Annotated in this window: 17 protein-coding genes and 2 pseudogenes; 3 read left to right on the forward strand and 16 right to left on the reverse strand. The window is 37.0% G+C overall.

Going from position 1 to position 24,667, the window contains the following annotated elements; genetic code table 11:
- Positions 1-221 precede the first annotated feature (221 nt).
- Both A8F94_RS05425 and A8F94_RS26335 read right to left on the reverse strand, forming a co-directional pair.
- On the reverse strand, positions 222-1,010 hold the full coding sequence (locus A8F94_RS05425) for an LAGLIDADG family homing endonuclease (protein WP_066196726.1): 789 nt from the start codon (positions 1,008-1,010) through the stop codon (positions 222-224).
- Positions 1,000-1,131: a hypothetical protein gene (locus tag A8F94_RS26335; RefSeq protein WP_302621293.1), complete on the reverse strand. Its 132-nt coding sequence runs from the start codon at positions 1,129-1,131 to the stop codon at positions 1,000-1,002. Before A8F94_RS26335 ends, A8F94_RS05425 begins: the two co-directional genes overlap by 11 nt.
- Before the next feature lie 545 nt (positions 1,132-1,676).
- On the opposite strand from A8F94_RS26335, the gene A8F94_RS05430 reads away from it, so the two are divergent.
- Positions 1,677-2,018, forward strand: coding sequence for a helix-turn-helix domain-containing protein (locus A8F94_RS05430; RefSeq protein ID WP_066196729.1), 342 nt, complete (start codon positions 1,677-1,679; stop codon positions 2,016-2,018).
- Positions 2,019-2,331: 313 nt separating this feature from the next.
- On the opposite strand, the gene A8F94_RS05435 is transcribed toward A8F94_RS05430, so the two are convergent.
- Positions 2,332-3,216: a helix-turn-helix domain-containing protein gene (locus A8F94_RS05435; protein ID WP_066196731.1), complete on the reverse strand. Its 885-nt coding sequence runs from the start codon at positions 3,214-3,216 to the stop codon at positions 2,332-2,334.
- A gap of 803 nt (positions 3,217-4,019) precedes the next feature.
- Between A8F94_RS05435 and A8F94_RS05440 the strand changes: the two genes are divergently transcribed.
- Entirely contained in the window at positions 4,020-4,418 is a 399-nt protein-coding gene (locus A8F94_RS05440) for a hypothetical protein (RefSeq protein WP_066196733.1), read from the forward strand.
- Positions 4,419-4,437: 19 nt separating this feature from the next.
- On the forward strand, positions 4,438-5,481 hold the full coding sequence (locus A8F94_RS05445; RefSeq protein WP_066196735.1) for an HNH endonuclease: 1,044 nt from the start codon (positions 4,438-4,440) through the stop codon (positions 5,479-5,481).
- A gap of 347 nt (positions 5,482-5,828) precedes the next feature.
- Here A8F94_RS05445 and A8F94_RS05455 read toward each other — a convergent pair whose 3' ends face one another.
- From A8F94_RS05455 to A8F94_RS05505, 13 genes and pseudogenes are all read right to left on the reverse strand, one after another.
- A complete protein-coding gene (locus tag A8F94_RS05455; RefSeq protein WP_066196742.1) occupies positions 5,829-6,671 on the reverse strand; it encodes a hypothetical protein in 843 nt (280 codons plus the stop codon).
- A complete protein-coding gene (locus A8F94_RS05460; RefSeq protein ID WP_066196744.1) occupies positions 6,672-7,031 on the reverse strand; it encodes a hypothetical protein in 360 nt (119 codons plus the stop codon).
- Between the two features lie 490 nt (positions 7,032-7,521).
- Positions 7,522-9,132: a recombinase family protein gene (locus A8F94_RS05465; RefSeq protein ID WP_066196746.1), complete on the reverse strand. Its 1,611-nt coding sequence runs from the start codon at positions 9,130-9,132 to the stop codon at positions 7,522-7,524.
- Entirely contained in the window at positions 9,129-10,622 is a 1,494-nt protein-coding gene (locus A8F94_RS05470; RefSeq protein ID WP_066196748.1) for a recombinase family protein, read from the reverse strand. The genes A8F94_RS05465 and A8F94_RS05470 overlap by 4 nt, the downstream gene beginning before the upstream one ends.
- A gap of 31 nt (positions 10,623-10,653) precedes the next feature.
- Positions 10,654-10,794 carry a hypothetical protein gene (locus A8F94_RS25635; protein WP_175384353.1) on the reverse strand — a complete coding sequence of 47 codons (141 nt, stop codon included), beginning with the start codon at positions 10,792-10,794 and terminating at the stop codon, positions 10,654-10,656.
- Between the two features lie 245 nt (positions 10,795-11,039).
- The gene (locus tag A8F94_RS05475) at positions 11,040-14,138 is read right to left on the reverse strand and encodes a type I restriction endonuclease subunit R (RefSeq protein ID WP_066196750.1); all 3,099 of its coding nucleotides are present in this window, start codon (positions 14,136-14,138) and stop codon (positions 11,040-11,042) included.
- Complete coding sequence (locus tag A8F94_RS05480; protein WP_066196752.1) at positions 14,131-15,393, reverse strand: restriction endonuclease subunit S; 1,263 nt, start codon at positions 15,391-15,393, stop codon at positions 14,131-14,133. Before A8F94_RS05480 ends, A8F94_RS05475 begins: the two co-directional genes overlap by 8 nt.
- Complete coding sequence (locus A8F94_RS05485) at positions 15,383-16,903, reverse strand: class I SAM-dependent DNA methyltransferase (protein WP_066196755.1); 1,521 nt, start codon at positions 16,901-16,903, stop codon at positions 15,383-15,385. Before A8F94_RS05485 ends, A8F94_RS05480 begins: the two co-directional genes overlap by 11 nt.
- Before the next feature lie 406 nt (positions 16,904-17,309).
- Positions 17,310-17,525, reverse strand: coding sequence for a LuxR C-terminal-related transcriptional regulator (locus A8F94_RS05490; protein ID WP_077247563.1), 216 nt, complete (start codon positions 17,523-17,525; stop codon positions 17,310-17,312).
- Between the two features lie 100 nt (positions 17,526-17,625).
- A complete protein-coding gene (locus A8F94_RS05495; RefSeq protein ID WP_066196757.1) occupies positions 17,626-18,096 on the reverse strand; it encodes an acyl-CoA thioesterase in 471 nt (156 codons plus the stop codon).
- A 203-nt stretch (positions 18,097-18,299) separates the two neighbouring features.
- Positions 18,300-21,137 (reverse strand): annotated as a pseudogene (pulA, locus tag A8F94_RS05500) (type I pullulanase); the annotation flags it as partial.
- A 300-nt stretch (positions 21,138-21,437) separates the two neighbouring features.
- A pseudogene (locus tag A8F94_RS26485) lies at positions 21,438-23,861 on the reverse strand (alpha-amylase family glycosyl hydrolase); the annotation flags it as partial.
- A 200-nt stretch (positions 23,862-24,061) separates the two neighbouring features.
- Entirely contained in the window at positions 24,062-24,661 is a 600-nt protein-coding gene (locus tag A8F94_RS05505) for a class D sortase (protein WP_066196761.1), read from the reverse strand.
- Between the last annotated feature and the right edge of the window lie 6 nt (positions 24,662-24,667).

Below are 24,667 nucleotides of genomic sequence, written 5' to 3' on the forward strand. Positions count from 1 at the left end.
TTATTGGTCCTTGTTTTAATTACTAATTGAAGATAGTTGAGCTATAGTGATGTGGGATTCTCGCACCCTTTAATTTAAGTACAATAATTCACAATCAATCTGAGCCTAGAAACAAAAACTCTCATATGTTAGTTCAAACCTAATTAATTTCAAAAAGGGCTGTTTGAACTTCACATTGTTCTTACTTATTTGGTTTGACAAGTAAAATCCGAGTAGGGACGTTAGCTATAATATCGAATTATATTTGATATTCTGTCAAAATCAGTTTCGTCTTTAATTCGGTCGTAAACACGTTTAATCCTTGACTGATTATATTCCATTCTTTTCCGTTTATAATCAATATATAAATCGCCACAATTATGATATATAATTGAGGAAAGTTTCCAAACACTAAAAATCCCAATAACCCAAATTCTATAAATAGTTGTTCCTGCATCTGAAGTCTGAGTTCTTATTTCTGAATTTAGCCCCCAACTTTTAAACACGTTACATAAGGATTCAGCAAAATCCTTGCTTGCACTAGTTACATTTAAAACGGAACCTTTAGGCTTTACCCATCCATCCCCATCTATCACTCCCCTAATAAAATGGGGAAGATATAATTCAGGAACATCAGGGAATTTAATGGACCTAGATTTATTTGGAGTCATTCCGTATGATTTTAAGTCATTTACCATTTCTGTGCTTCCAATATTAAGACATGCACTTCTGTTCTTGTATCCATCAATAATTTTATGATTTGAACCAAGCAAATCTCTAATTTTATGCAAAATATTCGTATCCTTTTGGGCTATATCAAAAGAACGATTGCCAACTGTGTCGTGAATGCACCCATCCGTATAAATCATTGCTAAAACCCATGCCATTTCATTAGTCCAACTCTTAAAGAAATCTTTGTTTACGTTATATTGTTCATTACCATTTCTAATTTTCAAGTTGTACTTATTAGCTATTAGACGTATTCCTCTATCAGTTAAGGAAAACAATTTTGCCATTTCTTTATAAGACATTGTAAACCTTAATTAGTATTTCATCTCTTTTTTTAATCATTTCTTTACTGAGTTTTTTCCTTCTCTCTTTTAAAGCTTTGATTTCATTAAGTACAGCTAAATCAGGTGTTGACATTTTCACTCCTCACCCTCATTCTGTATTTGCACTTTATTTTACCATCCTCATTTCACTAATCTGCCCCGTTTGTTCAATAAGTAATTCAACAAAAAAGGCGGTTAATCCTGCTGGACCCAAGCAGCCGTTGTTCATTAAAAGGAGCCTCAGATCAATACCAAAACAGTACACTGAATTAATATACATAATAGCTATTAAAAAATTGATTGAGGATGTGTCCTTAACCTTTTTTTCACTTCCTTTTCATTGAGGATATTGAGGGGCGTATCCATTTTGCGATGGAATTCTCCTATGAGGTATCTGTGAAAGTATGGAGAGAAGGTTTTTTTATGAATTCAAGGGCAGGGTAAACCGATTAGATGAAACTCATAAAGAAATCTTCCTTCAAGTTGATGAATTGTACATAAAACAAATTCCTTTCTGTGAGATTATTAGGTATGAAGTAATTGAGTAATAAAGCTGGTTAAGAAGGATTTCGCCCAATCAATGGAGAAATTCACTTTAATTTCTCCTTACTGTGCATAGAATGGAGAGAACGGAGGTAAAATATTATGTTGCGAAATTTGGGGCAACGGATTCGACTTTTAAGGGAACAGAAGGGGATTTCACTAAACGCATTTGCAAAGGAATTAGGGGTGTCATCAGGTTATTTGAGCCAGCTAGAGACAGGGAAAACCGATACGATACCATTGCACATTCTTGATAAACTCCAACTCGAACTAGGTATATTGCCTATCGAATCACAATCAGACGAAATCTCGCAAAGGTTCTTAAGTATTCGTTACCAATATGAAAAAATACTCAATAAAAATCCTGAGGCTGCTAATTATCTCCTAACCACTTTTGAAAATGGAATTCAATTTTTTCTAATGAATAAGAAATTAGAGCGATAAGCTCTTCCTTTTGTCCAATACATAAATATATGCATTTATGCTAATACGAAACTGATTGTCCTAATTTATTGTTAAACGGATAAAACTGGATTGCTGTCGAACAAATTTATCCATGGTTTATTAGAAAAGTACAATTTGACTTACTGTGCATTACCACTATTTGACCGTCATTTATTAATTGGCGGTCTTTTTTTGTTTGATGCTCTGGGAGGAATGGAGGAAAGAAAAAACGAAAAGAAAGCTCTTTTCGCTTTGGTGTACCAGGGTGAATGGAACTTATCGCAGGATTCATTAAGGCTAATACAACATATTTTTATACATCCATACTTTGCTGCTCATAGTTTGTACCTTCCTTGTTCAGTAAATCATTTCTCTGAGTTTGACCTTTTTGTTTATTATTTTTATCCTGTTCTGTCTGCTCCTTTGACTCTTTTAGATTTTCAAAATAAAACTTACATGCCTTTTTCAATATTCGCTTGAATTGTTTAGATTCCTCTCCTGTAAATGGACATTTTATAAGCCCGTCTTCATTAACTAACTCGGACCTTAATGTACCTTCATTAAAGAATTTTTGGTATAAAACAACAAAATGGTCTGACACCCCTTTCCCTTCCACATCTAACATTAAATCTTTAACAACATTGCCCGAATTTTCTTTGAATTGGTCAAAAGTCATACGTTTAACTCTGTCAACCCTGGCACTATTTACGTTTTTTGTCGCAGCTTTTTGGGATTCGAATGTTTTCAATCTTTCTTCCTGAAGATTATTAACTTTCTGCCTAAGTTGGATATTGTCATCCATTATTTCGATTAATTTTTTTTCAACCAACTGCTTTTCTGCCTGTAATTCAGATAGTTTTGTTTCTAAGCTACTAATACGCTCACTCATGTACTTAACATTGTTCTCTCTAGACTCATTTCTGTTCGATAAATGAATTTCAATTTCTGGGACGACTTTGGGTCTGAGCTCCTCTATATAATCATCATACACCTCCATAACATTAGGCCATCCTGGCCGTTGTTCCTCAATAAAATCCAATAGATCCTTCCCTGAAACCATGTATCCTTCCTTACGGTTCTCACTCCGTGTACCCTTAATTTTCCCTTGTCTTATCCATTTGGTGACCATTTGTTGAGAATGGGTAATATTATATTCCTTCAAAATTGCAAGAACTTCATGAACATTATACTCCTTCATAACCTCACTCCTATAAAGTCTCTAGAGTAAATATATGAAGTTACTAATGAGTAAGAACTAAAGTTGATTTATTTCCGATTTTACCTAATTTTTTAATTTTAATGGTTTTGAAGGTTCATAGCTTTACTTTGTATTAGTAACATTACTTAATAAATGACCTCATTACCGAAAACCAAAATCGTAATCCTACCCAAAAGCCGAACCAAGCAATTAAGTAACAAAAATCCTTGTGGGAAAAGGGGGGAAAAGACCTTGATGTATATAGGACAAGCCGTTTAGAGAGCTTTTATAAATCGGCAAAGGGATAGTTGAGGGATCCCAAAACTATCCCTTTGCCGAAACGAGAAAGCATCTATAAATCAAGCCTCTACCCACATGCCGAACATTATTGCATGTCCATTAAATTCATTCTCGATTTATTAGTAGAGTGATAACTTTTAAATCATAATGTAATAAGGCTAACTTTATATCAGGAACATTATAGCTTGTCTAACATGTGTTTTTTTACGAACCCTTATAATGTTATACCAATTATGTTACAAGCGATAATATACTAAGTGCTTCGCTTCTTTTACATAAAGAAAGAAAAGAACTTGTCCAATGAGTTCATTCAAGAGGATCAACGCTTTTGTAGAAGTCTTTTAACATACGGGGGAGGATTATTTAATAAATTAAAAATTGTCCGATAGGAAAAAAATATTATTTACCATTTATTCTTAAGTACCAATTCATGTAAAATTTTTCCGAATTATTACTTTCCCTGTTAGACAAATAGTCATAAATTTAATAAAGGGGTGACAAAATTGTTTGATTCGGAAGAATATGAAATACTCATGTCAGGATTTATGGAATTTGCTACTGAAAAGGCACAGTATCAACCAAGTACACTTTCACGCTATAAAGTGATTCTCGACGCTTATTTTAACAGTAACGTAATTGATAAAGTCGAAAAAAATAACTATGGTGCAATTTTTGGTCAGAAAAGACTTTCCTTATTAAGAAGGAAATCTAATAATGTACGTCCCAGCTTGCTTCGATTTTTGTATTTTTTGTATGAGGAAAAATTTATCGAAGAACTTGACTATTTCCAGCTACAAAACAATGTTAAATCGGTTTTTGTTTCTGAAGAACAAGAGAGAGAAGATAGTGTTGAGTTTTTGACGCCTAACGAGATACGTACTTTGTTTAGTGATCAATTTTAGATATGAGTATGAAGAAAAAATGTTGCCTTTGATTTGTTCTCTCTCTTTTTTTTATATGTTTAAGCAAGAAGATGTAATTAAACTTAAATTATCAGATATAGACTTAGAAAAACAGCTAATAAGAAATTTTAGGCGAACAGAAGAAAATTCCGACTTAGTTGAATGGCTTTCATTAAACGATGTAACGGTTAAGTATTTAAAAACATATTTGACTTATCGCCAAACGCTTCATTATCCAAATGATTCGTTATTGGTAATGGATAATGCACCATTGGATAATACCAAGATAAACAAATTGTTTAATTGCTTTGAGCGAAGAGATAATAAAGTGCTCTTTGGGAACAAGAAGTTACATCAAAGTTTACTTACTCGCAGTATGATGCTTTACATACTTATCTCCACTAATGGAAAAGGTCTTTATCAAATCTTATTAGAACAAGATATGAATACTGCCTTGGATCATGCGTTTAACGAATATTTGTCGATTATTCGTACTGAAAACAAGAACGAATTGTACGACCGTTATAACATTGAGGAAATCTTAGCTAAGAAAAAAAGAGCAGTAAATTTTGGCTCCTATTCAGAATTGAATGACGTTAACCAAATTGATATAGGAGATTACGACATGAATAACAATAGAAACCTTGAAAATAATAAAGTAACTATTCAACGATTGGTTCGAGATAGTAAGATTAGTCGAAATTTACGGAAACAGTATGACAATCAATGCCAATTGTGTGGTTATAGATTACGCAAATCTAACGGTGAGTATTATTCTGAGGCTCATCATATTCAACCGTACAACAAGGTTCATCGAGGAGACGATAGTAGCCATAATTTAATTGTGTTGTGTCCAAATTGTCATACTCAATTCGATGATTTATATTATGCGATTCATCCTGTAACTCAAAAGATACATTGTATATTTGGAGAAGACGATCAGTACCATTTAGAGATGTTGGCAATGAAAGAAGAACATATTTTAAATAGTAAATACTTAGAATATACATGGAAGTTGTTTGAAGAAAAGCAAAAGACATTAGAAAGTAATGTTGTTCTATAATGGGGAAAAATTCACTTCACTTTTTTACTTTGTAATATTTGTACTTGAACAAACTGGTGCGTTAATCCATGAAGGATTAGCCGCCTTTTTATTGAATTCCATATTGAACAAACGGGGCAGTTTATTGAAAAACATGGAAATTATAAAGGGACATTCCCTTATTTCTGAGGAATTGTCCCTTTTCCTTAAAGCTTAGTACCTATGTGTGTTATAAATAAACATTTTTTTGTGAAAGTAAGTGTTAAAACTCACGTTTAAAAAGCAGTAATTTAGCGAAGAAATAGCTAAATTTTAATTATATATCCATTTTAAGAAATCATCTCGATACCATAGTATTCGAAACGTTTTTACCTTAACGGACCTTCTAACCAAAATTTTCGAATAATATTATTAATGTTAGGTTTTTTTTCAAATAACATTGTGTAAATTTCATATAGATTATTTTTATTTAAATCTACCTTGTTTTTGAGTTCAGAATATATTATAGAAAAAGGATTTAAAAACATTACCACCCCACCTGATAGTTTTCTTGATAATATTGGTTTAGAATCATTACCAACTTCCCATTTTACCGATGGATTATCCTTTGTACACACTTCTCCGAAATACATGCCTACAAGACGAATGGTTTCAATCATCCCTCCGTTTAGAGAAACGTCATCTTCACCAATTAGCTTATAAGCCCAAACAGTGTAATTTGTAATAAGGTCAGTGTTTTGTTTTTTGATAATAGGATTAATATATGAATTATTCTTTTCATTTATTTTGCTTATTTCAAGGGTCCAATCCCATAAATTAATTAATGACTTTGGAGAAAAGTCTAATTCTCCTGAGCCATTAGTAAATTTGTATGTGTTTTTCAATGTTAACATCGAAGATTCATACTTATTGAGAAACCAATCAAGGTGCTCAGTTGCCTCTTTTTCTGACATTTTTTCAAATGGAATTATATTTCTAAAGTCAGACTCATTCCAAGTTGACCAATCGAGAATAATATACCATTGTTCCTGATGTGGTAAGGTACTATCATACATCAAAGTAGCTTCCCATTGATTATCATCTTCAATTGCGATAACCTTTTGCCCTTCATTTAAGTTTAAATCCTTAACTTGTTGTTTAGTGATTATTGGATCATTATTTTTATTTAACCAATTCCTATCAACGACTAGTAAAGGAAGATTATTATTCATTTACTTCACCTCAAATAAAGGATTGAAAATTGTCTCGAATAAAGTTGATAGCTTTTGAGAAGTTATACTATCCAGAAGACCAAAGCATTCTATTGAAGCATGTACGGGATTAGGTAATGGGTCTTCAATAGGAGAACTAATTACTTCCCATTTGTTTAAACGTATATTTCCAACTGTAGTTACAGAGACTTTTTTATATCCCTCTATGGGTCCGTACTTGCATAATTCCTTAACAGAGTAACCATTAGCAGAGTTAACTGATATGTGATATTGTGGGTCTCTCTCTTGAGCTTTGATCAATGTTTCTGCTGCACAAACCCCTCCTCTTACTACATAAGCTTCATTATTCATCTTAGGCATTCGTTACAATCCTTTCCCTAATTGCAAGTATTATATATTTTTACAGTAAAATTATAACAAATAATGTATATAATTACTTATCAAAAATTGCATACAGTACATTTAAGAGTGCATTAAATGAATAGGTTTGGAAAATAAAGGGAATTTTAACAAAATGAGCATAGGTGACCTCTAGACCAGAGCACAGCAAATATTTGATTTAATCTACACTGTTGACTCTTACGAAGTAAAACTTCCAGCCTATCGATGAATAGGCTAAAGAAATTTTCATTACAACTTTTTAATTTCAAGTTTGTAAAGAATTGTACTTAAAGTATCTGGTGCTTATCTTCAATAAGATTTCAAACAAGGGTCATTTCAGGGCCCTTGTTTTATGGTCATTATCAACAATATTATTCACCATAGCTAATACTTAATATTGAAAACACATATATTGATTCTAAAATAAAAGGATGCTAGGACTCAGAAAGTCTTAGCACCATTTTATTATTCATTGCAAATCACCCAGCTGAATTAGTCCTCTTTGATTTAAATCAACATTAGCAATTATGTCATACGCATACTCATTACTTTTCTCGCTAATGGTTCTAATACTAATTTTATTCAATAAAAACAAAAACAATTTTCTGATCTCTGGCTGATCTAGTTCATACTCAAAACTAGTTAATTCTTTCGTGATTTCTTTAAAATTGCCCACATCCCCGTAAGAAAAATAAAGTTGCTGTTTTTCTCTGAGTTCTTTTTCAATTTCGTCTTCAAGCAATGCTATTTTCTTATTAACAGTGATTCTATATTGGACTAGTGCATGTTGCAGTTCATCTGGTTCAGAAAGTTTCTGTATTAATTCTAATTGCTTGCTTTCGACCTGCTTTAATTCATCCAAGCATAAAACTAATTCAGCTTTATAGGAACTCACAGACTTGTCAATTTCTTCGATTTTCCCCTGTATCTTCTCCATAATATTTTTTTGGAGGTCATCCTTAGGGATAGTGTGATAATTATAGTGCCAGCCACTCATAATTTGTTCAAACAGTTCCTCGTCTACAATTGATGCTCTCCATTTTTGTTTGCAAGATGTACAAATATACATTCTTCGGTTGGGGCGAGAATCTTTACTATCTTTTCCTGAGGTGTAATTTTTCCCTTTCACTTTCGAGTCGCAATCCTTGCAAAAAAGAATGTCGATGAATAAGTATGGTGAGATATACTTATTCTTCATAACTTCTCTGCTTTTTTTCTTTTCATAAATTTCCATACATGCGTCCCACACTTCTTCGGATATGGCAGGATTAATTGCATCACACTTTCCCTTTGTCCATTCACTTCTTTCCTGTATTGAGTTACCTGAACCAGGTACTATCCTATGGCTTGTGGTATACCCCGCATAGTAAGGGTTAGTTATAATTGCTTTAATATTGCCTGCAACCCACTTACCTGACCCTTTTTCAGGATGTTTAGGATATCCCTCGTTCATTAAAGATGCTATACGTTTAAATCCATATCCTCTTCGGTATAAGCTGAAGATTTGCTTTACATTCTTAATTTGAAGAGGGATTTGAACCATAATGCTTTTTTCTTCATCATCTAAAACATATCTATAACCATAAGGGAGATTGCCTCCTTGCCATTTACCCTTTGCAGTATTCGATTTGTAGGTGTCACTTGTTCTTATCCGAGTATTTTCTGATTCCATTGAACTCAGCCCAATCTCCACCATAATCTCCGTTGGACTGTCTGTGGTGTAAAGTTTTTCAGATTCCGCCAAAATGATTGGAATACCCAATTCCCGAAACTCCCCCCAGAGAATCATATGCTGGTCAATTTTTCTAGCTAATCGATCAGCTTTATACACGATCACACAATCAAACTTACGGTCTTTCGCATCTTTACGTAGCCGTTGAAGATCTGTTCTATTGTCCATATTCTTCTTCTTAAAGGCTGACTTCTTGTCAATGTACTCATCAACCATCGTAATCCCATGTTTTTTGGCGAATTCAAAACAAACATGACGTTGGGTTTCTACCTTTTGACCTTTTGTTGAGTGGCGGCCGTAAAAAACTCCTTTAAGATTTTCTTGCTTCAAAAATTCAGCCAAATTCATGATTTCACCTCATTTGTTTCTAAAAAAGGATGTTTAAAGATAATACGTGTAGTGTATTTGCTAATGACAATGTGGTGCACTAAATCTTGGATGAGTTCCTGTCTTTTAGAAAACGAGAGGGTACTCCATAATGCATCTTTAAGAATGTACTCTCTAATTTCTTTAATTAGATTTGGCACATCAATAAACAATTCTTTTTTACTTTCAAGTTCAATAATTTCTTGTTTAATTGCTTTCATACGTCTTGAATACTCTAAAACTCTCTCCCTGTGAATATTACTGTTCTTTTCCAGCCATTTGTTGGTAACCTGAACTAACTTTTCTTCAACAGAGAGTAATTCCCTTTCCATTTGTGTTTTTAATTTTGTGATTTCCTTTATATTTTTCCTCAGCTGATTAGAGTACAATTTATCAAAGCCTTTCTTTAACAATTCAGAGAAAAACTCCTGGCACCTTAAATAAACCTCATGTTCAATTTCTTGAGTTACTATTACAACATTGTGATTTTTGCATTCGTAGGTCGGATAAGGCTTTTTGTCTTTAACTCGTTGACTTGTAATTAAGGGCATTTGCAATTTAATCTCACCCGTCTTTTCCTTTTCTGCTAAAATTTCCGCATCACAATACTCGCAAAAGAGTAAATCAGACAGCAAGTAATCGAAGTGTTCCTTTGTTTTTTGTGGTTTTCTTCTCTTATTAATTAGATTTTGAGCAAGTTCAAAATCTTCTTTACTAATAATGGCTAAATCGTCAACCGATTTCTGAGCAGGCTGATTATGGAACATGGCAATTCTTAAACCCATATAAATCGGATTGGCAAGAACCTCGGAAACTTCGTTTCGAGTCCAGTTTTTTTCTCCTCTTTTAATACCATCAGTTGTTAATTTTTCGGCTAGCTTTTGAAAGTTTTTATACTTGTCTGTATTCCATTCACTGAATATGGATTTAACCGTAACCAGTTCGTTCTCATTTCTTAGGATTTTGGTTTTCTCCTTATTTGTTGAGTAACCATAAGGTACATACCCTATCGTCTTTCCACTTAGAAAATTACTCAATTTTGTATCCATTATACGCATGTTAATTTGTTCTCCATCACGCTGATTCATAACACCTATGAATAACTCAATTAGTTCACCAAATACATCAAATCTCATCGGAGGTTCATTCTCCGCGATAAAAAGAACTTCGACGTTATAACGTTTAAATAGATTATAGAGTTCCAGATGCTCCTCGACCTTCCGTGCCAAACGATCCCTTTTATAGACTATTAGTCTTCCAATTTTGCCTTTGCGTATTTCAGTCATTAATTGACTCATCTGAGGCCTTTCAGTTAGCTTGTTTTTTCTTGCAGAAACGAAAGGCTCTGGAAACTCAACATCAATCAATATGCCTTTTTTCAAGGCAAATTGATTGATGTTATATTGCTGTGCAGGTACTGAATCCTCTTGAAGTTTTGTTGAACTTCGATAATAGGCTGCTGTTTGCTTCATATAACCACCTCACTGGAAAATTATTTATTTATTAATCTTTATTCTTACCTTTGCTTAAAAAATGCTTCATTGTAACATCCATAAATACATTCATCCATTCTTTGGCAGCTTCAGGATCATGAACGTATTGAATTGAAGTAATTTTGTTTTTTGGTCTCTTTGATTTTGTCATTATAAAGTCTCCTTTTGTCTTTGCTGCGATAGGGGGGGATAGGCACACTTTATACTATGCGGTTTCATTTTACGATATTCACTTTCGTGAACATTATATTCATTTTTATGAACGTTTAGGCAAAAAAAAGAACCAAACCATTGGGTTTGGATCCCCTAAAGCACTACGGAGTTCAAACAGTGGATAGTTTACATCCTCTGTGCAGCATAAATTTCAGGTTTACTATATTGTTTTGATACAAAAAATCAATATTTCAAATCAAACTCTAACTGTGCCATTAATTCAGCTTGTTTTATAACAGTTTCAACAGCTTCCTTTTGTAAATCTGGTGGATAGCCATACTTTTTAAGCAGTCTTCTTACTGTAACACGCATCTTTGCACGAGCAGACTCTCGCAAGTTCCAATCTATACTCATATTTTCTTTAATTGACTTTGTAAGTTCATGTGCAATGAGTTTAAGCGTATCATCACCCAATACTTGTTCAGCAGTTTCATGTGATGCTAAGGCATCGTAAAATGCGATTTCCTCTTTGATCAGTCCAGCCTGTTCCCCACGTTTATAAGCTGTATCCATCTCTTTTGCTAACGCAATCAGTTCCTCTATAACTTTTGACGTTTCAATTGCTCTTTTATTATATTTATTTAATGCTCCTGACAACATCTCAGAAAATTTACGTGCTTGAATCAAATTTACACGTTGTACACTTTTCACCTTGCCATTTAACAAACGATTTAATAATTCAACTGCCAAATTTTTATGTGGCATTGCCTTCACATCTTCTAAGAACTTGTCAGATAAAATGGATATATCGGGATTCTCTAATCCTAACGATTCATAAATATCGATTACTTCTTCTGAAATCACAGACTTAGAAATTAGCTGATTCAATTGTGCTTCCATTTGAGCGTTCGTTTTCTTTTTACTGCCATCCCCTATACTTTTTACAAGGCTTGCTTTTACCGCTTTAAAGAAGCCAATTTCCGCATTCAGTTCTTGTGCTTCTTCGGTAGTCGCACATAGAGCAAATGCTTTTGATAGTTCCGTTACAGTGTTGAGAAATCGCTTCTTTTCATCCTCACCAAGACCTAAAATATAATCCATTGTTGAGATGATAGCATTCATCCGTTCAGTTGATTTACTGGATAAATAGCCACTATAATCATGTTGATGGAGCATTTCAACAAGGATTTCATGCTTTTCAAGCATAATATTAACCGCTACGGATGTATCCACACCTGCTGTTGCTTTGTCACTTTCAGTGTATTGATGAAGTGCTTCCTTTAAGTTTTCCGCAATACCAATATAGTCAACAATTAAACCACCAGGCTTGTCCTTAAATACACGGTTGACCCTTGCAATTGCCTGCATCAAATTATGCCCTTTCATCGGCTTATCAATATACATCGTATTCATTGAAGGAACATCAAAACCTGTGAGCCACATGTCTCGAACTATGACAATTTTTAAAGGATCATCAATATCTTTCATTCGCTTTGCCAGGTATTCACGTCTCTTCTTATTGCCGATGTATGGTTGCCATTCAGCAGGATCACTTGAAGAACCAGTCATGACGATTTTTATAACCCCTTTATCATCGTCATCGGAATGCCATTCTGGTCGCAATTCCACAATTTCTTTATACAAATCGATGGCAATGCGGCGAGACATTACAACGACCATTGACTTTCCAAACATGGCATCTTGGCGTTCTTCAAAATGCATCACTACATCTTCTGCTAATCTCTTTACTCTGGATTCTGCACCTGCTAATGCCTCTAAACGAGACCACTTTGATTTGAGCTTTTCTTTCACAGAAAGCTCTTGGTCTTCTGTTATTTCCTCGTATTCATCATCTAATTTTAAATCACTTGGTAAATCTAACGGGATGATGCGGCTTTCATAAAAGATTTTCACTGTTGCACCATCTTCAACAGCCTGTGTCATGTCATAAATGTCAATGTAATCACCAAAAACTGCTGGTGTATTTTTGTCTGTTGCTTCGACTGGTGTTCCTGTAAAGCCAATGAAGGATGCATTTGGTAAAGCATCACGAACATATTTTGCAAAGCCATATTTTGTTTCCGCTTCATTTCCACGAACCGTTGCCCCAAATCCGTATTGACTGCGGTGAGCTTCGTCTGCCATGACAATAACATTTGAACGGTTTGTTAAACATGGCATTTTTCCCGTATCTTCATCAGGTGCGAACTTTTGTAAGGTTGTAAAGATAATTCCTCCTGATTCAACAGACAAGATTTGAAGGAGTTCATCACGACTGTTCGCTTGGCTCGGCGTTTGCCGTAGGATGTCACTTGATATAGAGAATGTATTAAATAATTGATCATCTAAATCATTTCGGTCTGTGAGCACGACTATGGTTGGATTATTCATTGCTTGAATGAGTTTCCCCGCATAGAACACCATAGATAAGCTCTTCCCAGACCCTTGCGTATGCCAAACGACACCGATTTTACGGTCTCCCCGAACAGCGATTTTTGCCTTTTCCACCGCTTTATTTACAGCATGAAATTGATGATAAGCCGCTAAAATTTTGTAAGTGTTCTCTCCATCTGTTTGAAATAAGATAAAATTTCGAATGATATCCATTAACCTTGATGGCTCTAACATACCTTTTAGTAATACTTCTAATTGAGAAAGTGATCTTGGTGCAAGTTCAATACCATCAATGGTACGCCACTTCATGAAACGCTCTTCATTAGCTGTTAGAGAACCAACACGAGCATTTACACCATCACTTGTTATTAGAAAAGAATTGTAGCGGAAAAGGGATGGGATTGTTTGCTTATAGGTTTGTAGCTGATTATACCCCTCTGAAATGCCAGTTGCTTCATTTGTAGCATTTTTCAGCTCAATGACAACTAAAGGTAGCCCATTAACGAAAACAAGCACATCAGGGCGTTTGTTTTGATTCCCTTCAATAATTGTAAACTGGTTGACTGCAACAAAATCATTGTTCGCTGAATTTTCAAAATCAAAAAGCCATACTTTTACCGTTGGATTATATCCATCCGTACCTTGCAATTCAATATCCAACCCATCTGTTACCATGCGATGAAACTTTTGATTATTGATGACTAAATTTGGTGATTCGTTCGCTTCGATTTTTTGTATGGCAAGGTCTATTGCCTCAGTTGGAACGGTTGGATTAATACGATATAAAGCACCCCTCAAACGTTCTGTTAAAACTACATCCTGGTAACTATCTCTTTCAGGAGTATCCCCTTCATGTGCAATATCGGGGCCAGCCAAGATGGAATAATCCATCTCAGCTAACCATTCAAGCGTTGCTTCTTCTAAGTCCGATTCCAAGTACTTAAACAACTAAATCCACCACACTTTCGTCTGGGATTTCAATTTCTCCTGAGAGCATTTTGGGGAGTAATGAATCCCGAACTCGCCCTAAATAAATATTTTCATGTATTAACTCTTGGATTTGTTCTAACATTGGACTAAGAACTTCACTAAATTTAATAAGCAAATTAGTAGGGGGAATTACTGTACTATATCGCCCAATCTGATTCCAACCTGTTCTTGGCATTCGTGTTCCAGTAGCTGTACTTGTTGTATATTCAATAAATTTATCTTGAATTAAATTCATTAATAAATATGCTTTTCCAAAATCATTTTTTGGTATAAATACCAAAATATCTGTTGAGCAAACGCCTTCAACCGAAGTAATACCTACTTTTTTAAAATATGGTCGTAACTTACCGAACAAAATATCACCTTTATTAAATACCCCTTTAACTCCAGACACCTTTTTACTGCTTTCCCAATTTCCAAGAGCAATACTACCTTGTGGCATATGTTCAAGACCGATGTAATGAAAATTACGCTTCTCTTTATCGAGGTTTATCTTCTCACTCGATATTAAACACAAATCCTTTATAGCTCCTACTATCCATCCTTCGGGTATCTCCCCTAACTCACTTTCAACCATCTTGCCACCATTTGATTTATACGACAATCCTTCCTCGTTGGGAAATTCAAAGTCAATAAACCAGTGTTTAAAAATCGTTTGGGACATTTCTTCTAAGGAACCAATCAATTCCTTATTTATCCGAATTTTTTCATCAATACTCGAAATAAAATTACTAACTTTATTTTGTGTCTCCAATGGTGGAACTGGAACGGTAATTTCCCTAATCGTTTTCATTGGGATAGTAGCTTGTGTACTACCAACACTATAATTCATTAATTTATTATAAAAATCTTCACTTCTAAAATAACTATAGTAAAAATAAGGGTTATACTTTTTTTCAGTAAAAGTAATCTTTGCAACATTTGGTGCTAAATGAAAAGCATCATCCTCTTTTATAATAGCAACATTTCCAATAGTACCTGTATAAGTTAATACAATGTCATCCTTAAATAATTTTGACCTTACTAATTCATCGGATACTTTTCGAGAAATTTTTTTAACATCGGTTAAATCTAATACTCCATTTTTTATATTTAAACCTCTAATAGCAATGATTTCCGCCTTTTCATCGTAAACAATATACTTTGTAAATTCATAACCTGCTAATTTTGTTACATTAGCTATTTCGCCCAGAGGTAATTCATTATAGCTCATATCCAATACCCCCAAGTGCTTGCCGAATTTGTTCTTCAAGCCTTTTTGATTTCGCAAATTGCTCCGATAACTCGCTTGTTAATCGAGCCATTTTTTCTTCAAATAATTCGCCATCATCTTCTACTTCTTCTAACCCAACATATCGGCCTGGGGTTAAGATATAATCGTTATTTCGAACATCTTCGATAGAAGTAGATTTACAGAAACCTTGCACATCTTCATACTCTCCATCTACTGTTCCACGCCATTTATGAAATGTGTCTGCAATCTTGTTGATATCTTCATCAGAAAATTCTTTGTGCGTGCGATCTGCCATAAATCCGAGCTTACGTGCATCAATAAAAAGAATTTCATTGTTACGTTTTCTTTTACCTGTTTTTGATTTATCTTTTGAAATAAACCAAATACATACAGGAATTTGTGTTGAATAGAATAATTGTCCAGGCAATGTTACGATACATTCCACTTTATCTGCTTCAATTAAGTTTTTACGGATTTCTCCCTCACCGCTGGTATTAGAAGACATTGAACCATTTGCTAAAACAAAACCTGCTGTACCGCCTGGTGCCAGTTTAGAATACATATGTTGAATCCATGCATAGTTCGCATTTCCAACAGGCGGAACTCCAAATTCCCAACGAACGTCTTCACGTAGTTTTTCGCCACCCCAATCTTTAATATTGAAAGGAGGATTCGCTAAGATATAATCCGCTTTTAACCCTTTATGAAGGTCATTGTGAAAGGTATCTGCATTATGAGAGCCAATGTTGCCGTCAATGCCACGAATAGCTAAATTCATCTTGCAAAGTTTCCATGTTGTTGGATTCGACTCCTGCCCATAAACGGCAATATCGCCAAGTTTCCCTTGATGCTCCTCTACAAACTTTTCACTTTGTACAAACATTCCACCTGAACCACAGCAAGGATCGTATATTCTACCTTTATATGGTTCAAGCATTTCGACTAAAAGTCGCACTACAGATGAAGGAGTGTAGAACTCTCCGCCATTTTTGCCCTCGGCACTTGCAAATTTACTTAGGAAGTATTCATACACTCGACCTAACACGTCTTTTGAACGACTTTCTGAATCCCCTACTTTAAAAGAGAATAAATCAATAGTTTCACCTAAGCGGACTTTATCTAAGGCAGGGCGGGCGTAGTCTTTCGGTAATACACCTTGTAGTGATGGGTTTTCTTTTTCAATTGCGACCATCGCTTTATCAATTATTTGTCCAATTTCAGGCTTTTTCGCATTATCTTTTATGAATGACCATCGAGCTTCTTTTGGAACCCAGAAGATATTCTCTGCCAAATATTCATCTTTATCTTCTGGATCTGCGTATTCATCTTGTTGTAGTTCAGCATATTTTTCCTCAAATGAATCAGAAACATATTTTAAAAATAATAACCCTAATACGACATTTTTATATTCACCTGAATCTATTGATCCACGTAATTTATCTGCCATACTCCATAATTTTTCTTCAAATCCAATATTTGCAGTAATCACAAGTATTTCCTCCCAGTGTTCCTTTACTATATGCTTTCAATTAAAGATAAAATTGTAAAGTCTTATACCTTCATTTTACTATCCTGGGGTAATATATCACTAATTTTTTTTATACATTTTGAAAGAGGATAGATTAGCTCCCGAAGAGCAATAACGAATTCAACAAAAAAGGCGTTAGTCCTGTTTGGGACCATCGTATTAGTAAATTATGTTATTTACAATATTTAATATAAGGACTTAAATACAATGTACCGCTTTAACCCTTCACCTCTTTGGTTTAAGGACAAGATTCCTTTCACTAGTAAGAGGTTTTATCGCTGCTCTACCTAAGGACGTACTTCATCGGTTTGTTCGTGCCAACTTACAAGATAAAGTCTAAATGAACTTAATTTTGGCATCCTGAATACTATAGATAAAACCGCCGAAAAAGGGCGGTTTTATCTTGTTTCTTATTCCTGCTTTCAAACCTGTTCTCCTTCGAAATATGGTTCCTGACTGTCTTTTCGCTTATATATAAATCACCAGCGATTTCCTTTGTTGTTTTGTCTTGTACCAACAGTTCGAATACTTCTCTTTCCCGTTTGGTGAGCAATGGTTTATGGTTGAATCCGTTTTCCTTCAAGTATTGTAACCCTCCTTGCCTTCGCCAGTTGTGAATCGTGGGATGGGTATATATTTAGTCAGAATATAGTATGTAACCAATCCTTTTTGAGTGACTAAATTTACTTGATTATTGCTGGATTCTCTGGATTTGCGAGAAGTTTTTTCATTTCATCTGTCCAAGGGACTCCCTTGCCAGTTTTCTTGGATATTTGAACCATAGTCCCCCGCCCGGTAAAACATATGTCCCCTTTGCCTGTTTTGCCCATATAATGGATATCAACTGAAGATGTCCCGATCTTGTTTGCCTTTACGAAAATATCGATGGGTTCATCAAAATAAACCTGCTTTAAAAAATCGCATTGAAGGTCAGCGACAACAGGTATCGTTTCATTGCCGGGCCTTACCCAGTCCTGCATGAAACCGATATTCTTAAAGAATTCAATCCTTGCTAGTTCAAAGTATGTAAACGGAACCGTATTGTTTAAATGTCCAAACATATCTGTTTCCGAAAAACGGACCTTTACGGGATAGGAAAAATGAAAGCCATTCTTCCACTCTTCGATGTCTTCAATATATCCAATTCTGCTCATTTTGTTCCTCCTTGTCCTTCTTATGAATGAGTAACCATTCATTTTATTATAGTATCGAATGAAACGAATGGAAACTAAAAAGAATCTGCCCGAAAAAGCGGCAGATTCCATTGATTTTATGCAGACTTTCTTTTTTCCAAAACGGCAGGAGTTTTAACAGGTTTCTTCTCTTCCTTTTTGCCCTTATTGTTTCCACCTAAAGTTACTACATAAGTGGATAGTGGAGGCACTGTTAGTTTGTTTCCTTTGTGAATTGAGAGTGTCTCTTTACCCGCCTTAATACCATTTACAAGTACATTCCAATTCCCGCTTGCAGGCAAAGTAATTTCAACCGGTTTATTGTTCGCATTATGAACGACTGCAATTTTTCCAGCCTTATCCCCATTTGCATTGTCGTCAATGACATATGCAACAGAGCCTGCAGGAGTTTTAAGGAATGATAGATGTTCTTTAATCTCTTCTGCAGTCGTCATCCTGAATGCTGGATGCTCATTCCTCAGCTCTACGAGGCCTTTAAAATATTCAACCTCTTCGTCAAATTCACTGCGCCTTTGCCAGTCAAGCTGGTTGACTGAATCCGGGGATTTGTAGCTGTTATGGTCTCCACCTTTCGTGCGCATGAATTCCTGGCCTGCATGAATAAAGGAAACCCCCTGAGATGTCAGGACAATAGAGGTTGCCAGCTTGTGCATTTGTTTTCTGGCTTCCTCGGACTCCCTTGGATTGGTCAAAAGAAGCTTATCCCAAAGTGTATGGTTGTCATGGGCCTCGACATAGGTTACAGTTTGTTCCGGATCGTCAGCAAACGTGTTGATTTCATCTGAATATCGGATTCCGCCGACAATGCCTTTCTTTATGCGAAGCTCCATACCCTGTTTGCCATTTACAAAACCGTTGTCAGTGTCATTGAAGACACTTCCCTTCAAACCATCGCGGATATCGTCATTGAAGTGGGCGATTCCCGGCATTTTGTATGCATTCTTCTGGTTAGCCTTTAACTCGGCAGGCAGGTTAGTCGCCAAATCCCAGCCTTCGCCGATCACGATAATTGATGGATCAATTTCGTCAAGCGCCTTGCGCACTTCATTCATGGTCTCAACATCATGGATACCCATCAAGTCGAAACGGAATCCGTCGATATTGTACTCTTCAACCCAATATTTCACCGAGTCAACAATGAATTTACGCATCATTTTATGTTCAGACGCAGTATCATTTCCTACACCAGTTCCGTTGGAGAGGCTGCCATCTTCGTTGTAACGATAGTAGTAGCCTGGCACAAGCTTATGGAGATTCGATTCAAACGCACTAAACATATGATTGTAAACAACATCCATAACAATGCGCAGGTCATTGTCGTGCAATGTTTGGATCATCTGTTTCATTTCTGTAATCCTGACTGCAGGTGTATATGGATCAGTAGAATACGAGCCTTCGGGTACATTGTAGTTCTTTGGATCGTAGCCCCAGTTGTACTGAGGTGTATCAAGTTTTGTTTCATCGACGCTTGCCGTGTTGTAATCATACATCGGGATGAACTGGACATGAGTTACACCTAGGTCCTTAATATGGCCAAGACCGGTTTTTACACCATCAGGTCCTGTTGTACCTGTTTCTGCGACACCAAGGAATTTACCTTTATGTTCATTAGAAACGCCACTTTCAGGATGGATGGTTAAGTCTCTGATATGTGCTTCATAGATAATCGCGTCTTCCCGGTTTTTGAAGATTGGCTTATCCTCTGTCCATTTAGCTGGATCAGTGGAATCCAGGTCAATGACAGCACCTTTATCGCCATTTACCGCAACCGCACGAACATAAGGGTCAACCGCTTCATTCCATGTATCGCCAATTTTAACTTTGTACGTATAGAGCGTTCCGTTCTTGTCGCCATCAAGGACAGCAGTCCATGTGCCGTTTTCTGCCCGAATCATAGAAAGCTCTGTACCCTGAGTACTGTCCCAATTTTCATAGGTTACAAGCATTGCTTCGCTTGCAGTTGGAGCCCAGAGGCGGAATTTGGTCTGTTCTTTTGAATAGGTGTTTCCAAGATCTTTGCCAGGATAATAGAACTTTTCTTCAAAGGATTTGCTCCCAATTACCTTCCCAAGTTGGACGGTTGCTTCACCGTAGCCTTCCTTGGCTACTTTATAAACTTTTGCAAAATCCAGCTCATCCTTTGTTGTGATGATGACTTTGTTTGTCATATCCCCGGCATTGGAATCTGCAGCTTCGATTTTATCAATCTCTGCGCCCCTCAAGGTAATGCCATGGTTTGAAACCGAAAATGGAAGATTGGTAGTAAGCGTGATTTTATTCATTTCATCAATTGTCGCTTTAGTAATTCTTGGTGTCCTGTCGACTTTTGCAGGGTTGTCGTAAATCCTCTTTTGTCCTTGGACAAGCCAGACTTCTGCTTTGCCATCTTCACTAAAATCAGTAATCCAACGGTCGCCGTCACCTGGATCTTTGGCGGACCAATCCGATTTCCTGACAATAAATCCAACCTTTGTTGCACCGCCAAGATTGTCTGCCTTGAACACAGCTTGCTTGCCATAAGATGTAGTTTTATCAAGCTTGACTGCCTGGCCGTCGGTTTTGTCGGTCCAAACCCAAATATCCCAGTTGTCATAATTTAAATCATATCGGTAATAATTAAATTTCACTTCAATAGAGTCATATGTTTTTGGAGGCTCAGCTCCATCTGGATTGCTGGTGTAAACTGTATCATCGCCAGCCTTGACCCATACTTCGTCATTGCCATCCCAAATGCCGTCGATAAAGCGGTCGCCGCCATCTTTTTCCCAGCTATCGGTACGGACAATGAAGCCGATTTTATTATAATCGCCAGGAATCTTCAGTTCTGCCACTTTCCCAAATTTATCTTCTCCGGTGAATTGGTAAACCTGGCCGCTCATTCCATCCGGCCATACCCACAGATTCCAGTCCTTTGTATCTCCTGCTTTCGGCTGATAATGAATTTTGATCGAAGTCGTAATTGGCTGCTGGGCAGCCTGCACATCAATAGTCCGTGGATTCAAGGCATCAAAGCTGAAAATATACTCATCTGTCGCTTCAGGTGTAAACCTTAAGTTGTCCCCATCAAGCCAATTGCCATCCATTACGTACTTGAATTCAATTGCCTTTCCGGCCTCAAGTGCAATCGGCTCACTCTTCCATAGCTTGGATTCAGCATCATAAGTTAGTGGATTGGACTCCCCATCCCATGAAAGCGGCTCTGATCCTCTTAAAATTACTTTCTCGAAAACTTTATTTCTATCCAGCGGCTTGTCGCTGAACACTAAGTCGCCAGCAATTTCATAGATTTCAAAAGACTTGGCAGCTACTGTGAATTTCAGATTGCCATTACTGTCACTTGAAACAGTGTCTTTATTTAGAGAATCTGTTAAAGTTACGTTCGTAATTTCCAGCTGATTGTAAAGTGAATTTACATCCACTTCTTTTGGCTGAGCCCCTTTGTTAACTACAACAAGGAATCGCCCTGTTTCGTCGGAACGTTCAAATGCAAACACATGCTGGTCTGCGGAAAGCTTTTGGAACGCGCCGGTACTTAATGCAGTTTCGCTGGACCTGAGGGCTGCGAGATTGCTATAAAACTCCTTTAATTGCAGGTCCTGTTTATCAGCATCCCATGGCATCATTTCACGATAATAGCGGTCCTTCCAATCGGAAACCGAATTATGGTCCTTACTTTGTGAAAGGCCGACTTCATCACCATAATAAATAACGGGCGCACCTGGCAGGGTAAATTGTGTTGCTACCGCAAGCTTCAGTTTGTCTTTATCGCCGCCCGCTTCAAAAAGGAAACGTGGCTGGTCATGGCTGTCAAGGAATGACGCCGTAACAAATTCTTTTGGATAAGTTTTAATGTTATCGAGGATCGTATTGCTTAAACCAACCATGCTTTGGTCTTTCGCAAACGTATTGACAAGAGCATCTCTCATGCCAAAATCAAGGGCGCCGTCAAGCTCGCCAGCATAGGTATTGATTTTTTCACGGCTATCCCAAACTTCCCCATAAATGAATGCCTCTGGCTTAAGCTGTTTCACTTTATGGCGGAAATCAACCCAATAGCTGTAGCTTGGCCCTTTGGCATAATCAAGACGGAAACCGTCAAAATTCAACTCTTCCAGCCAATAAGGAATGACCTCGTCCAATATATAATCGCGAACTTCATAGTTGTTGTTGTTTAATTCAGGAAGCTCTGCAATTCCCGAGAACGAGTTATATTTTTCAGGCCATTTAGTAAATGTGTACCAGTCATAATACTGGCTGTTTTCACCGTTTTTCAGAGCGTCCTGAAAAAACGGATGCTGCATTGAGGTATGGTTTGGTACAAAATCATAGACAACTCTCATGCCTTTTGCGTGAGCAGCTTCAATCACTTGCTTCATCAGGTCCCGATTGCCAAAATGGTCCTCGATTGCTTTAAAATCAGCAGGATGGTAACCATGAGAATAAGGTCCCTCAAATACTGGTGAAATCCAGATTGTGTTGACACCTGTACTCTTGATGTAGTCAAGCTTATCAAGAACACCTTTAAGGTCCCCGCCCATCCAGCCTTTAAGCTGCTCGTCATACGGCAGATCTTGAGTTCCTGGTTCATCATTGGTCCTATCCCCGTTATTGAAGCGGTCTACAAACACATGATAAATGATTGCTTTTTTCGCCCAATCAGGAGATTCGAATTGGTCGACATAGTAGGCAAATTCAGTTGCGTCTTGAGGTACGAGGCCGTTTGTATCTGCAAACTGGGAGGTTGTCCCGCCATCTGCCCATACATCAGCAATATATTTTACGCGGGTTTCATTGTGCTTCTTAGGAATAACACCGGTAAAAACGGTTGTGGTTACACCATTTTCAACCATTGGCTCACTTGCGGTTAGGATGACAGTCTGCCCATTCTCTGCTACTCCGAGCGCACCAAGAGGCTTTGTGCCGTCGGTTGTGAAGTATAGCGCTCCTTTTGTCACATTTCCAAAGTGTTTAACTGAAACTTTAACAATTACATTGTCTTCACTGGTCGGCAAAGCCGGTGAAAACGCAAAGTTATGATTTACATCCTTTGCTACAGGTACCGCCTTCCATTCAGTAACTGTATCGGAATAAACTTTTCCTCCTGCAGAAAAAGTCGCAGTCCGTTTTTGTTCACGCTTTTCAACATACTTTGCATCTCCGAGCGCGTACAAATACTCGACTGTATCACCTTCTTTGCCGGCAAGATCGATTTTCCACTTGTGCCCGTCTACCTTTGTCAGGGATGTAACCGAATAATTAAAACCATTCAGGGATGAACCAAGCGTGGGAGTTGCCCATTCCGGCGTCCCTTCAGGAAGGGTTACTTCCAGAGTCATTGATCCTGTAAAGTTTGACAAGTCAATTCGGACATCAACAGTACGTTCTTGTTCAGGATGAAAAACGAATACATAATTACCTGTCTGAGGCGGTGTAAATACTAGATTGTCTCCCGACATCCAATTTCCATTCATAACAAACTTGTACTCTACCTTTTTACCGCCTTCAAGCTGATAGGCTCTGCTTTTCCATACTTGTTCTTCGGCAGACCAGGTAAGTGGATCATTATCACCGCTCCAGTGTTCACTGAAGGAAGGTGCATCCCCCCGTAAAACGACAGTATCATACGTTTTCTCAGCTGCTTCGACAAATCGTGCAAACGGTACCACAAATGTCGAAAACAATAGAACGACTGCCAAAAGGCTTGATATGTACCTTTTCAACTGCATACCTCCTATTTAATCGGTTTAGTGAAAACGATTGCACGCACCCTCATAACAAAGAATTAATGCAATCGCTTTCACTACTAGAATAGCACCCAGAAAATGTTTTTTCAATTTGCAATTTTATAAAAATTAAAAAGTTCGTTAGTGGATTTCGGGCTTTTCATTGACTCTTCGAAAATAAATAAGCCAGCGTTTCCGCTGGCTCAACTTTCTTTCTTTGGTTTCGCGTAGATGATGTATCGGTCCGGTGCATTTCCGACATATCGGAACGGATAGCAGGTTGTAACGATTAACTCTTCCTCTTCGTTTTGAAGGGTGATGATGGAAGTGTCATCAGCATCAACGATTTTTGTCCTCGTTATTTCATAAGCAAAGTCGCCATCTGGCATTTTGATGTTTAGTATATCACCGATTTCAAGCTCGCCCAGCCTGCGGAAAACCGTGTCCCGGTGGCCTGAGAGAACAATTTGTCCATTCTCACCAGGGTAGTAGGAGCCTTTATAATGGCCGACGCCTTTTTTTAAATCATTTGGATCAGTACCTTCAACAATCGCAAGCTCCGAATCGATCGCAGGAATGTCGAGTAACCCTACAACATCACCAAACTCCGGCTTTAACAACCCATTTTCATCCCTGGGAATTTCCTTGGCAGCGGCATTTGCCTTTGGCTCAATCAAATTTCTGGCCTCTTCGAGAGATTTATTTTCTTTTATCTTTGTTTCCGCCAGCTGATAACCTCCAACGCCCAGGACAGCAATTCCTGACAGTATCAGCAGGAGCGGAATAATCCGTATAAACTTCATTTGCTT

The sequence above is a fragment of the Bacillus sp. FJAT-27225 genome (assembly GCF_001685025.1).
In the GTDB taxonomy this organism is placed as follows: Bacteria; Bacillota; Bacilli; order Bacillales; family Cytobacillaceae; genus Bacillus_D.